General features: G+C 67.9%; 11 protein-coding genes. 8 read left to right on the top strand and 3 right to left on the bottom strand.

All coding sequences use genetic code 11. The features are described from left to right. Positions 1–8 precede the first annotated feature (8 nt). The 3 genes from AB4Y99_RS20635 to AB4Y99_RS20645 all read right to left on the bottom strand — a co-directional run bounded on the left by AB4Y99_RS20635 (position 9) and on the right by AB4Y99_RS20645 (position 3,343). Positions 9–821: a DUF2076 domain-containing protein gene (locus AB4Y99_RS20635; protein WP_441524633.1), complete on the bottom strand. Its 813-nt coding sequence runs from the start codon at positions 819–821 to the stop codon at positions 9–11. A gap of 96 nt (positions 822–917) precedes the next feature. Then, entirely contained in the window at positions 918–1,619 is a 702-nt protein-coding gene (locus AB4Y99_RS20640) for a L,D-transpeptidase (RefSeq protein ID WP_113252221.1), read from the bottom strand. 530 nt (positions 1,620–2,149) lie between these two features. Continuing rightward, on the bottom strand, positions 2,150–3,343 hold the full coding sequence (locus AB4Y99_RS20645; protein ID WP_441524634.1) for an MATE family efflux transporter: 1,194 nt from the start codon (positions 3,341–3,343) through the stop codon (positions 2,150–2,152). 135 nt (positions 3,344–3,478) lie between these two features. Here AB4Y99_RS20645 and AB4Y99_RS20650 point away from each other — a divergent pair, with 135 nt between their 5' ends. The 8 genes from AB4Y99_RS20650 to AB4Y99_RS20685 form a co-directional block, all read left to right on the top strand. Continuing rightward, positions 3,479–4,708 carry a M20 family metallo-hydrolase gene (locus AB4Y99_RS20650; protein ID WP_441524635.1) on the top strand — a complete coding sequence of 410 codons (1,230 nt, stop codon included), beginning with the start codon at positions 3,479–3,481 and terminating at the stop codon, positions 4,706–4,708. An 11-nt stretch (positions 4,709–4,719) separates the two neighbouring features. Continuing rightward, the gene (locus AB4Y99_RS20655) at positions 4,720–6,132 is read left to right on the top strand and encodes an amidase (RefSeq protein ID WP_441524636.1); all 1,413 of its coding nucleotides are present in this window, start codon (positions 4,720–4,722) and stop codon (positions 6,130–6,132) included. 216 nt (positions 6,133–6,348) lie between these two features. Beyond that, positions 6,349–7,947 (top strand): ABC transporter substrate-binding protein, encoded by a 1,599-nt coding sequence (locus AB4Y99_RS20660; protein WP_112763366.1) that lies wholly within the window; start codon positions 6,349–6,351, stop codon positions 7,945–7,947. Positions 7,948–8,055: 108 nt separating this feature from the next. Then, positions 8,056–8,997: an ABC transporter permease gene (locus tag AB4Y99_RS20665; protein WP_441524637.1), complete on the top strand. Its 942-nt coding sequence runs from the start codon at positions 8,056–8,058 to the stop codon at positions 8,995–8,997. Further along, positions 8,994–9,905: an ABC transporter permease gene (locus AB4Y99_RS20670; protein WP_441524638.1), complete on the top strand. Its 912-nt coding sequence runs from the start codon at positions 8,994–8,996 to the stop codon at positions 9,903–9,905. The genes AB4Y99_RS20665 and AB4Y99_RS20670 overlap by 4 nt, the downstream gene beginning before the upstream one ends. Positions 9,906–10,010: 105 nt before the next feature. Continuing rightward, positions 10,011–10,952, top strand: coding sequence for an N-carbamoyl-D-amino-acid hydrolase (locus AB4Y99_RS20675; RefSeq protein WP_441524639.1), 942 nt, complete (start codon positions 10,011–10,013; stop codon positions 10,950–10,952). Positions 10,953–10,957: 5 nt separating this feature from the next. Then, a complete protein-coding gene (locus tag AB4Y99_RS20680) occupies positions 10,958–11,530 on the top strand; it encodes a hypothetical protein (protein ID WP_441524640.1) in 573 nt (190 codons plus the stop codon). A gap of 46 nt (positions 11,531–11,576) precedes the next feature. Further along, the coding region (locus AB4Y99_RS20685) for an amidohydrolase/deacetylase family metallohydrolase (protein ID WP_441524641.1) at positions 11,577–12,419 on the top strand (843 nt) is incomplete at its 3' end.

The raw sequence follows: 12,419 nt of genomic DNA on the forward strand, positions 1-12,419 counted from the left end.
GGGAGCTGTCAGACCCAGCTGTCGTCGTCCGAGTTGCCGCCGTCGTCGTAACCCGGATCGTCGTCGTCATCCGCCTGGTCGTAGTTGGCCTGGCTGACATCCTGTCTGTCGGCAGTGCTGTCGGTGCGCGCCTGGTCGTCCGCGCCGCGATCATAGGCGGACTGGTCGGCTGCCCCCTGCTCATAAGCGGATTGTTGGGTGTTCGCGCCGTTCGAGCCCGAGCCGAAGTTGCTCACCGAGCTGGCGAGACCGCTTGCCGCGGCGCCGTGACCGCTGAAAGCGTTGGTCAGGACATTGCCTAGCACGAGGCCGCCGGCCACGCCCGCCGCGGTCGTCAGCGCGCTGGCCATGAAGCCGCCGCCACGTGCGGCCGGCTGCTGGGGCTGGTTGCTCCAGGGGCCGGGCTGCGGCTGGGGCGGGGGAGGCTGCATCGGCTGGGCGGCCGGCGCATTCGTCCAGGCGGAAGAGGGCTGCCCCTCCGGGCGGGGCGGAACCGGCGGAACCGATCCGGCACGCGGCTGCGCGGGAGCGCCGCCGAAAATGCCCGACAGGAAGCCGCCCGAGGCTTGCGCCGCCTCGCTGGGGCGGCTCTGCAGCTCACGGACCTGCGCCTGCAGGCTCTCGACCTGCTGGTGCAGGTTGGTCAGCGCCTGCTCCTGCACATAGACGGCCTGGGCCATCGCGTAGGGCGCGTAGGGCTGCTCGCGCAGTCGCTCGGCGATGAAGGCTTCGGCTTCCGGGTCGCGGGGCTGGGTGGCGGCCTGCTTGAGCCGATCGAAAATCCCGGCGATCACGTCGCGTTCTTGCGGCGTCATCGTCATCTCCTCTGGTTGGACGGCGCCGATGCGCCGCCCTCAAGAGGTGGGCCTGCCCTGTGACGGTATCAAGGCGGAGCGCGGCAGCATGCCGCGCTGCGATCAGAAGTCGCCGTCGGGGCTGTAATCGTCCGGCGGCGGCGCCTCGTCGCCGTCGGGCGCGACCAGCGTGCCGCGGTTGAGGACGAGGACGTTCGTGCCGGCAGGGACGCGGCTGTGGAGGTCGATGATGTCCTGGTTGAACAGGCGGATGCAGCCGGAGGACATCGACTTGCCGATCGACCACGGCTCCGAGGTGCCGTGGATGCGGTACAGGGTGTCGCGGCCGCCCTGGTAGAGATAGAGAGCGCGCGCGCCGAGCGGGTTGTCGAGGCCGCCCTGCATGCCGCCGGCCCAGGGGCCGTTCTTCTTCGGGTCGCGGCGGATCATATCAGGCGTCGGGGTCCAGCGCGGCCACTCGGCCTTGCGCTGCACCGTGGCGCGGCCGCGCCAGGACATGCCCTGCTTGCCGACGCCGATGCCGTAGCGGATCGCCTTGCCACCGGGCTGGACGAGATAGAGGAAGTGAGCGTCGGTATCGACGACGATCGTGCCGGGATGCTCGGCGGTCTGGTAGGAGACGATCTGGCGCAGGAAGCGCGGATTGACCTCGGAGACGTCGGTCGCCGGCAGCGGGAACTTCTCGTCGGGCCGCTCGCCATACATCTCCAGATATTCCGGGCTGACCATGCGCGCCCGCGGGGTGGGCACCTCATAGGGCTGCTGCCGCTGGCTGACGCAGGCTGCCAGGAACAGCGGTGTCATCGCGGCGAAGACGCGGCGGGTCGGCCGGGCGAGGGGAGAGGCGTCGTGGCGGGCGGAAGACATTGGGCTGAAAACTCGATCTGGACGGGCGGGCGGTAGCTGGCGGAAGGCGACCACACAATTCCCTGCGCCGTCGCTTGTTCCGGTTCAAGGAACCGGAGATGGCTGCGGGGTGAATACCGTGTGGCGAAATTGTGGCAAGCCGCGCCTGTTGCGTATGGGCAACAATGTTCCCGCGCTGCCACAACGACGCCCGGTGAATCTCCCGCTTGGCGAGAATTCCCGCTTCCGGCGCTGGAAAAGCGATTCTTCTGCGGCGCTAGGAGAGCGTCACAGGGTTAATAAAAGACTATCGCACCAGCCGCGGATTGCTTTTGCGGCGTGACTATCCCGCCAATGGCCGGGAGGCATGCATCAGAGACATGCTCATCGACCGTTTCCGCTGCGCGAGACACCTGCCAGCTTCGGGCGAACAACGGATTGTGATCGCGCCGAAAGCCGCCCGGCAGCCGAAGCGACGGGTGACGAACTCAGAAGGCCGCCGCCCGCGTGGGCGCGACGAGACCGAGGCGTTCGCGCGACCACCAGCGGCCGAGCATCATCACCGACACCACCGCGAGGCCGATCACGAGCCCGATCCAGATGCCGCGTCCGGCCAGCGGCGTGAGGAAGCCAAGTGCTGCCGAAAGCGGCAGSCCGATGCCCCAATAGCCCAGGCCGGCSARGATCATCGGCAGCCGCGTATCGCCGAGGCCGCGCAGGATCGAGGCGCCGACGACCTGCGCCCCGTCGGCGAGCTGGAAGACGGCGGCGTAGAACAGGAACGTCATGGCAAGCCCGGCGACCTCCGCGGCTCCGGGTTTCGAGACGTCGAGGAAGGGCGCGACGAGCCATTGCGGAGCGAGCGCCATCAAGAGCGCGGTCGAGGCCATGAAACTCAGGGCGAGGAACAGCGCCGTGGCGCCCGCGCGCCGGACACCCTCGCTGTCGCCGGCCCCGAAGGCGCGCCCGACCCTGACCGTGCCGGCCTGCCCGATGCCGAGCGGCACCATGAAGGTCAGCGAGGCGATCTGGATCGCGATGGCATGCGCCGCGAGCGGGCTCTCCCCGAACAGGCCCATCATGAAGGCGGCGCCGTTGAAGATCACGACCTCGAAGGCGACCGTCAGCCCGATCGGGAAGCCGATGCGCCAATAGGTCCGGTAGCGCGGCCAGTCCGGCACCCAGAAACGCCCGAGCAGGTGGTAGCGGCGGAAGCGCCGGTCGAGCGAGACGACGAGCGCGAGACCGGCGAACATCAGCGCCGAGGACAGCGCGGTCGCGAAGGCCGGATCCTGCCCCATCGCGTTCAGGATGGCTTCGGCCTGCCAGAGGACCAGCCACATCGGGCCGGCCATCGTCGCCGCCGCCCAGAAACCTTGCCGCACCGTCCGGCGCAGGTCGCGCACGGCATGGCGGTTGCGGCCGAGCTCGATCGCGATCATCGGCGAGACCGCGCTCATCACGCCGATGCCGAAGATCAGGAAGGCGGTGTAGAGATTGCTGCCGAGCGCGCCGGCCGCCAGCGCCTGCGGGCCGAGATGGCCCATCATCACGACATCCGTGGCCGTCATCGCCGTCTGCGCGACATTGGTCAGCACCATCGGCCAGCTCAGGGCGAGCATGGCCCGGGCCTCGGTGAGCCAGGGATGGGAACGGGCGGGGACTGCGGCGACGGTTGACATGGCGCTCCGCTTCTACCCGCGATTGCCGATCGCAGACAGCCACCCGCGCAGGGGGGCGGCTGCGCGCCGGGCGGGTCGACAAGCCGGGACGCGGCCTGCATCTTGCCTCGCGCTAGGCAAGGAGGGTTGTCGTTCATGAGCACCAATCTGCGGATCGACGGCGCGCGGCTGACCTCGCGGCTGGCGGATCTGGCGCGCATCGGCGCGACGCCGGAGGGCGGCTGCCGCCGTCTTGCCCTGACCGATGAGGACAGGCAGGGCCGCGACTGGCTCGTCGGCCAGCTCGAGACGCTCGGCCTCGACGTCCGCATCGACGCGATCGGCAACATCGTCGGCATCCTGAAGGGCCAGCTCGATGGACCCGCCGTCATCATGGGCTCGCATATCGACACGGTCGGCACCGGCGGGCGCTTCGACGGCGCGCTCGGCGTCGTCGCCGGCGTCGAGGTGTTGGCGGCCCTGCGCGATGCCGGTCTCACGCCGAAGCGCGACATGGCCGTCATCGCCTTCACCAATGAGGAGGGAGCCCGATTCCATCCCGACATGCTCGGCTCCTATGTCTGGGCCGGCGGGATGAGCGTCGAGGCCGCCCACCGCGAAGTCGATTCCGAAGGCGTCGGCCTCGGTTCCGAGCTGAAGCGCATCGGCTATGAAGGCGCGGAGCGGCCCGGCTTCCTGCCCGCGCATGCCTATCTGGAGATGCATATCGAGCAGGGGCCGGTTCTCGAGAACGAGGGCGGCGGCCTTGGCGCCGTCACCGGCATCCAGGCGATCACCTGGCTGGAATTGACGCTGAAGGGCCGCCCGAGCCATGCCGGCACGACGCCGATGGCCTATCGCAAGGATCCGGGGCTGGCGGCTGCGCGCATCAATATCTTTGCCAACGAGCTGRCCAAGACCATCCCGCACCAGCTCGCCAATTCCGGCGTCATCCGCGTGCAGCCCGGCAACGTCAACGTCGTGCCCGAGACGGTGGTGATGACGCTCGACCTGCGCAATCCGCAGGATGCGCCGCTCGCCCAGGCCGAGGAGGCGGTGCGCCGCTTCTGCGCCGAGCTTTCGGAGCGCGACGGCATCGCCATCGCCTTCCGCGACCTCGCCCGCTTCCCGGCGACGCCCTTCGCCGAAGAGCTGATCGCCGAGGTCGAACGCAGCGCGGGCGAATTCGGCTTGCCGATCCGGCGCATGATCTCCGGCGCCGGCCACGACGCCCAGATGATGGCGCGGCTTTGCCCGACCGCCATGGTCTTCATCCCCTCGATCGGCGGGCTCTCGCACAACCCGGCCGAGTTCAGCACCGACGAAGACATGGTCGCCGGCGCCAATGTGTTGCTCGCCACCGCCTGGCGCGTGGCGAACGCCTGAGGATCTCCCGCATGACGACGATCGCTTCGCTCTCGGCCGCCGAGCTCGGCCCCCTCTACGCCAGCAAGGATGTGTCGCCGGTCGAGGTCGCGAAGGACGCGCTCGCCCGCATCGAGCGCTTCGAGCCGCAGATCAACGCCTTCGTCCATCGCGACGAGGTGGCGACGCTCGCCATGGCTGAGGCGTCGCAGGCGCGCTGGCTCAAGGGCGAGGCGACCGGCCCGCTCGACGGCGTGCCGGTTACGATCAAAGACAACATCGCCGTCGCCGGCTGGCCGATGCGGCGCGGCTCCGCCGTGGCCTCCGACGCGCCCTTCCCGGAGGATGCGCCGGCCACGGCCCGCCTGCGTGAAGCCGGCGCCGTCTTCCTCGGCAAGACGACCATGCCGGAATATGGCTGGAAGGGTGTCGGCGATTCGCCGCTCACCGGCATCACCCGCAATCCCTGGAACATCGGCACGGGGCCGGGCGGCTCTTCTGCGGGAGCGGCATCGGCCGCGGCGCTCAATCTCGGCTGCATCCATATCGGCACCGACGGGGCCGGCTCGGTCCGCATCCCCGCCGCCTTCACCGGCGTCGTGGGGCTCAAGCCGAGCTATGGCCGCGTGCCGGCCTGGCCGATCTCGACCATGGGCTTCCTCGCCCATCTCGGCCCGCTCACCCGCACGGTGACCGATACGGCGCTGGCGATGCAGGTGATCGGCCAGCCCGACGAGCGCGACATGACGGCGATGACGGGCAGGCCGCCGGACTATGTCGACGGCCTCAAGGGCGGGCTCAGGGGCCTGCGCGTCGCCTGGTCGCCGCGGCTCGGCCTCGACGTGCCGGTGGACCCCGAGATCGCGGCGCTGACGAGCGCGGCGGCACAGCTTTTCGCCGAGCTCGGCGCGACGGTCGAGGAGGCCGATCCCGGCTTCGCCGATCCGATCGAAACCCTGATCACCTTATGGGCATCGGGCGCGGCGCTGGCACTGCGCGACACCGATGCTAGCGGTCGGGCGCGGATGGATCCGGGCCTCGTCGCCGTCGCCGGGCAAGGCGAGCGCATTCCGGCCTCGGCCTATGTCGATGCGCTGCTCAACCAGCGCAACGCACTGGCGCTGTGCATGGCCCGCTTCCACGCCCGCTTCGACCTGCTGCTGACGCCGGCCCTGCCGCTGCCGGCCTTCTCGGTGGGCCGCAACACGCCCGAGCATGGCGCCTATGGCGATGACTGGACCCGCTGGACGCCCTTCACCTACCCCTTCAACCTCACCCAGCAGCCCGCGATTTCTGTGCCTTGCGGCCTGACCGCGGCCGGGCTGCCGGCGGGGCTGCAGATCGTCGGCGCTTTCGGGCGCGATGCGCTGGTGTTGCGGGCGGCCGCCGCCTTCGAACAGGCAAAACCCTTCGCCCGCGTCGATCAGCCGATCAAACCGATTTAACCGGCATTTTTTCTGCGGTCGCTCCTTTGCCGCGCGATCCAACGCCAAGGGCCGGATATTCCGGCCCTTTCGTCGTTTTGSGCCGCTCTGGCACGAACCCTGCAGGCGACCGCGCTGCCTGAAGGAGCGTCTTCGGCGTGTTGTCAGGGAGAGTTTTTCTGCCCAAACTCGCGCCAAGGCCGCCCGCTCAGAGGTTGCCACACAGGGGAGAGAATGATGGATCGCAGGACGTTTCTGAAATCCGCGACCGGTGCCGGCGTTGCTGCCGCGGCAGGGGGGCTGGCGATGCCGGCCCTGGCGCAAGGCGCGGCGGCCAAGACCCTGCGCTTCGTACCGCAGGCGAACCTTGCCAATTTCGATCCCATCTGGGGGACGCAATATGTCGTCCGCAACGCCGCGGCGCTGGTCTGGGACACGCTCTACGGCATTGATTCCAAGTTCCAGCCGCAGCGCCAGATGGTCGAGTCCGAGGAAGTCTCGGCCGATGGATTGACCTGGACCTTCAAGCTGCGGCCGGGCCTGAAATTCCATGACGGCACGCCGGTCCTGGCCAGGGACGTGGTCCAGAGCCTGGTGCGCTGGTCCGCCCGCGATCCGATGGGGCTGATGCTCCGCGCCATCCAGGTCGAGCTTGCGCCGGTCGACGACCGGAGCTGGAAATGGGTGCTGAAGCAGCCCTTCCCGAAGATGCTGCTGGCGCTCGCCAAGAACAACGCGCCCTGCTCCTTCATCATGCCGGAGCGCATCGCCAAGACCGACCCCTTCACGCAGATCACCGAATTCGTCGGCTCCGGCCCGATGAAGTTCGCCCGGAACGAATGGGTTCCCGGCGCCAAGGCCGTCTTCGAGAAGTTCACCGATTATGTCCCGCGCTCCGAGAAGGCGGACTGGCTGGCCGGCGGCAAGAACATCCTCGTCGACCGCGTCGAATGGGTCATCATGCCCGATCCCGCGACGGCGGCCGCAGCCCTGCAGAACGGTGAGGTCGACTGGTGGGAGACGCCGCTCTCCGACCTCGTGCCCGTGCTCAAGGGCAATGCCAACATCAATGTCGATATCGGCGATCCGCTCGGCAATATCGGCTCCTTCCGCATGAACCACCTCTTCCCGCCCTTCAACAACGTCAAGGTGCGCCAGGCGGTGATGACCGCGCTGAACCAGGAAGACTACATGCGCGCCCTCGTCGGCGAGGACGACAAGCTCTGGAAGGAGCTGGGGGGCTTCTTCACGCCCGGCACGCCGCTCTATACCGAGGAGGGCGGCGAGATGATGAAGGCGAAGAACGTCGCCGCCGCCAAGAAGCTCCTCGCGGAATCGGGCTACAAGGGCGAGCCGGTGGTCTGCGTCGTGGCGCAGGACATGGCGGCGACCAAGTCGATGGGCGACGTCACCGCCGAATTGCTGAAGAGCATCGGCATGAACGTCGATTTCGTCGCGACCGACTGGGGCACCGTCGGCGCCCGCCGCGCCCAGAAGACGCCGCCGGGGCAGGGCGGCTGGAGCATGTTCCACACCTGGCATGCCGGCGCCGACTGCATCAATCCGGCCGCCTACACCGCGATCCGCGCCAATGGCGAAAAAGCCTGGTTCGGCTGGCCCGACGTGCCGGCGGTCGAGACCGAGGTGACGAACTGGTTCAACGCCAAGGACCTTGCCGAGGAGAAGGCGGCGCTCGGCCGCCTCAACAAGGCGGCGGTCGAGAATGTCGTCTATGCGCCCACGGGCTTCTACCTCGGCTATCAGGCCTGGCGGAAGAACGTCTCGGGCGTGGTTTCAGGCCCGCTGCCCTTCTTCTGGGGTGTGTCGAAGGCCTGACGATGGCGGGGGCGGCGGTGGCCGCCTCGACGCTTCACCCTGCTGCGTCCGGGACATCCGTTCCGGCCGTGGCCCCTGGTCAGACTTGAACGAGGTTCGGACAGCCCCATGCTTGCATTCGTCGTCAGACGCATCGTCGCGACCATCCCGGYGATGGCGTTCGTTGCGCTGTTCGTGTTTTCGTTGCTGTACATCGCGCCGGGCGATCCGGCGGCGATCATCGCCGGTGATCAGGCTTCGCCGGCCGATGTCGAGCGCATCCGCGCCAGCCTGGGGCTCGACCGGCCCTATCTGGTCCGTTTCGGCGAATGGTCGTGGCGGGTCGTGCAAGGCGATCTCGGCACCTCGATCTTCACCAACCTGCCGGTGACGCAGCTCATCGCCCAGCGCGTCGAGCCGACGCTCTCGCTGATGGTGCTGACGCTGATCTTCGCAGTGGTGATCGCGGTTCCGATGGGCGTGATCGCCGCCTGGAAGGCCGGCACCTGGATCGACAAGGGCGCGATGGCCTTCGCCGTCCTGAGTTTCTCGGTGCCCGTCTTCGTCGTCGGCTATCTGCTCGCCTGGATCTTCGCGCTGAAGCTCGACTGGCTGCCGGTGCAGGGCTACACGCCGCTCTCGCAGGGCGTCTGGCCCTGGCTCAAGAACCTGATCCTGCCGGCGGTGACGCTCGGGCTGGTCTATATCGCGCTGATCGCGCGCATCACCCGCGCCACCATGCTGGAGGTGCTGCAGCAGGACTATGTCCGCACCGCCAATGCCAAGGGCGTGGCGCAGAAGGACGTGCTCTTCCTGCACTCGCTCAAGAACGCGGCGGTGCCGATCGTCACCGTCATCGGCATCGGCATCGCGCTGCTGATCGGCGGCGCCGTCGTCACCGAGAGCGTCTTCGCCATTCCCGGCCTCGGCCGGCTCACCGTCGATGCCATCCTGCGGCGCGACTACCCCGTCATCCAGGGCGTCGTGTTGATGTTCAGCYTSGTCTACGTGCTSGTGAACCTGCTGATCGACCTSRCCTACACCMTCGTCGACCCGAGGATMCGCTATTGACCTTGCAGCATCCCATTCCGGCGAACGGTATCGCCGCCCCCGCAGCCCCGGCGAAGCCCGCCGGGCCCGGCAAGCTCGTCCGCTTCGGGCGCTATCTGCGCCGCCACCCCTCGGTCGCGATCGGCGGCGGGCTCCTCGTCCTCATGGCGCTCATCGGCCTGTTCGCGCCGCTGCTCGGCACCGTCGACCCGACGGCGATCTCGCCCAGCCGGCGCACGCGCGTGCCCTCGGAGCTCTACTGGTTCGGCACTGACATGCTCGGCCGCGACATCTATTCGCGCGTCATCTACGGGGCGCGCGTCTCGCTGCTCGTCGGCTTCAGCGTGGCGATCCTGGCCTCGGTCGCCGGGCTCGCCATCGGCCTCTTCGCGGGCTTCATGCGCTGGGCCGACAGCATCGTCATGCGCATCATCGACGGCTGGATGTCGATCCCGCCGATCCTGCTCGCCATCGCGCTGATGGCGCTGACGCGCGGCTCGATCGGCAACGTCATCCTCGCCATCACCATCGCCGAGATTCCGCGCGTCGCCCGGCTGGTCCGCGGCGTGGTGCTGTCCTTGCGCGAGCAGCCCTATGTCGAGGCGGCGGTGGCCAACGGTGCGCGCGCGCCGCGCATCATCATCAAGCACATCCTGCCCAATACCTTCGCACCGATGAGCGTGCAGGCGACCTATATCTGCGCCAGCGCCATGATCGTCGAGGCCATCCTCTCCTTCATCGGCGCGGGCGTGCCGCCCTCGACCCCGTCCTGGGGTAACATCATGGCCGAGGGCCGGGCGCTCTGGCAGGTCAGGCCGCATATCATCCTGTTCCCGGCCGTCTTCCTCTCGATCACCGTGCTCGCGGTGAACATGCTCGGCGACGGCCTGCGCGACTCGCTCGATCCGCGCATCGCCAAGCGGCTCTGAAGCGGCAGCCCTGCCGCTGAAGCAACCCCCGCCAACCACTGCCGGTGCTTGACGCGCCGGCAGTGGTTTTCGAGCCTGTCAGCCCATTATCCGGAGCCTTCCGCCGTGAGCCGAATCCTGACCGTCGCCGCAGCCCAGCTCGGCCCGATCCAGCGCGACGAAAGCCGGGCTTCGGCCGTCGCCCGGATGATCGCGCTGATGCGGCAGGCGAAGGAGCACGGCGTCGATCTCGTCGTCTATCCGGAGGCCGCGCTCACCGCCTTCTTCCCGCATTGGTGGATGGAGGACGAGGACGAGATCGACAGCTATTTCGAGACGGCGATGCCCTCGAACGAAACGGCGCCATTGTTCGAGGAAAGCAAGCGCCTCGGCATCGGCTTCCATCTCGGCTATTGCGAGCTCGCCCATGAGGAAGGGCGCAAGCGCCGCTTCAACACGGCGATCCTGGTCGACAACACCGGCACCATCGTCGGCAAGTACCGCAAGATCCATCTGCCCGGCCACCCGGAGCATCGGCCCGATGCACCCTATCAGAATCTCGAGAAGCGCTATTTCGAGACCGGCAATCTCGGCTGGCCGGTCTGGCGGACGATGGACGCCCATATCGGCATGATGATCTGCAACGACCGGCGCTGGCCCGAGAGCTACCGCGTCATGGGTTTGCAGGACGTGGAGCTGATCGTGCTCGGCTACAACACGCCCAAGCACAACCCGCCCGCACCTGACCATGACCGCCTTGGAAACTTCCACAACCAGCTCGTGATGCAGGCCGGCGCCTATCAGAACGCCAGCTGGGTCGTCGGCGTCGCCAAGGCGGGGCTGGAGGCCGGTGTCGACCAGATCGGCGGCTCCTGCATCATCGCCCCGACCGGTGAGGTCGTGGCGCGGGCCGTGACGGAAGGCGACGAACTCGTCATCGCCCGTTGCGACATGGATCTCGGCAAGAGTTACAAGGCCTCGACCTTCAACTTCGCGAAGCATCGCGAGCCGCAGGCTTACGGCTTGATCGTCGAGCGCAAGGGGGCAGGGCCTTTGCTGAGAGGATAGAGCCCGTGTCACCCGACCCGTTGAACCGGGATTGTTTCTTCCCACCGAAGCTTTCCACCTATGAGCAGGCGGCGCGCGGTTTCTCCGCGCAGGGCCAGAACGGCGGCATGTCCCAGGTCCAGCGCGTCCATCTGAGCGTTGGCCAGAATTATTATCGCTTCTGCGATGCGACTCGCTTCGCCAGCGATCCGCTGCGCGCCGCTGCCGGCGGCTGGTGGGCGGATCACGAGGTCTTCAGTAAGGTCAGGAGCGTGGCGGGCCGCTCGGCGACCATGGCGCGCTATGCCCAGGGCCTCGGCGAGGCCACGCTGAGCTATGCCGCCAAGCTCTATTTCGCGATTCCCTATGAATGGGGCGATTGCGGCGTCATCGTCGTCGCAAGGCTCACCGACCGCATCGACGCCTTCCGCGGTCGCGGCCTGACCGCCTATCTCGGCGGCGCCGACGTCCGCGATGGCGGTGCGAAATACACGCCGATCCAGGACCCGACGATTTCGCAACTCTTCATTCCCGAATTGCATCTGTATTTCGGGCGCGCCTTCTCTATCGTCCGGCAGGGGCCGGCCTCCACCTTCTGAACGGCGTCGCCATCGCCTTTGCTCAATGGCCTGCGGAGTAGTTTCGATGACCCACGACATCATCCTCAAAGGCGGCCGGGTCATCGACCCCTCGCAGAAGCATGACGGCATCCTCGACGTCGCCTTCACGGACGGCAAGGTCTCCGGCTTCGGCAAGGATCTGAAGGGGGCGAAGGAGATCCGCGACGTCTCCGGCTACATCGTCACGCCCGGCCTGATCGACCTGCACACCCATGTCTATTGGGGCGGCACCTCGCTCGGCATCGATGCCGACGAGTTCTGCCGCCTGTCGGGTGTCACCACCTCCGTCGACACCGGCTCGGCCGGCCCCGGCAACTGGGCGGGCTTCCGCAAGCATGTCATCGAGCCGAGCCAGGCGCGCATCCTCGCCTATCTGCATGTCTCGCATGCCGGCATCTACGGCTTCGACCAYCGCGTCATGGTCGGCGARAGCGGCGACMTGCGCATGATGAACCCGATCGACTGCGCCGAGGTCGCCGACAAGAACCGCGACTACATCGTCGGCATCAAGGTCCGCGTCGGCCTGCATGCCTCGGGCGACCAAGGCACCAAGCCGCTSAACATCGCGCTGCAGGTGGCCGAAGAGGTCGGCATGCCGCTGATGTGCCATATCGACCATCCGCCGCCATCCTATGAGGAAGTCCTTGCCATGCTCAGGCCGGGCGACGTGCTGACGCACGCCTTCCGCCCCTTCCCGAACGCTCCCTGCACGGCGCAGGGCACGGTGAAGCCGGAGGTGGTGGCCGCCCGCAAGCGCGGCGTGATCTTCGATATCGGCCACGGCAAGGGCTCGTTCTCCTTCAAGACGACGCGCGCCATGCTCGCCAACGGCTTCGAGCCGGACGTGATCTCGTCGGACGTTCACAAG

This window comes from Allobosea sp. TAB14, assembly GCF_052113865.1.
GTDB lineage: Bacteria > Pseudomonadota > Alphaproteobacteria > Rhizobiales > Beijerinckiaceae > Allobosea > Allobosea spartocytisi.

Coding starts and splice junctions, on each gene's coding strand:
- AB4Y99_RS20660 (WP_112763366.1), top strand. CDS start 6,349: ATGGATCGCAGGACGTTTCTGAAATCCGCGACCGGTGCCGGCGTTGCT.
- AB4Y99_RS20640 (WP_113252221.1), bottom strand. CDS start 1,619: ATGACACCGCTGTTCCTGGCAGCCTGCGTCAGCCAGCGGCAGCAGCCC.
- AB4Y99_RS20635 (WP_441524633.1), bottom strand. CDS start 821: ATGACGATGACGCCGCAAGAACGCGACGTGATCGCCGGGATTTTCGAT.
- AB4Y99_RS20655 (WP_441524636.1), top strand. CDS start 4,720: ATGACGACGATCGCTTCGCTCTCGGCCGCCGAGCTCGGCCCCCTCTAC.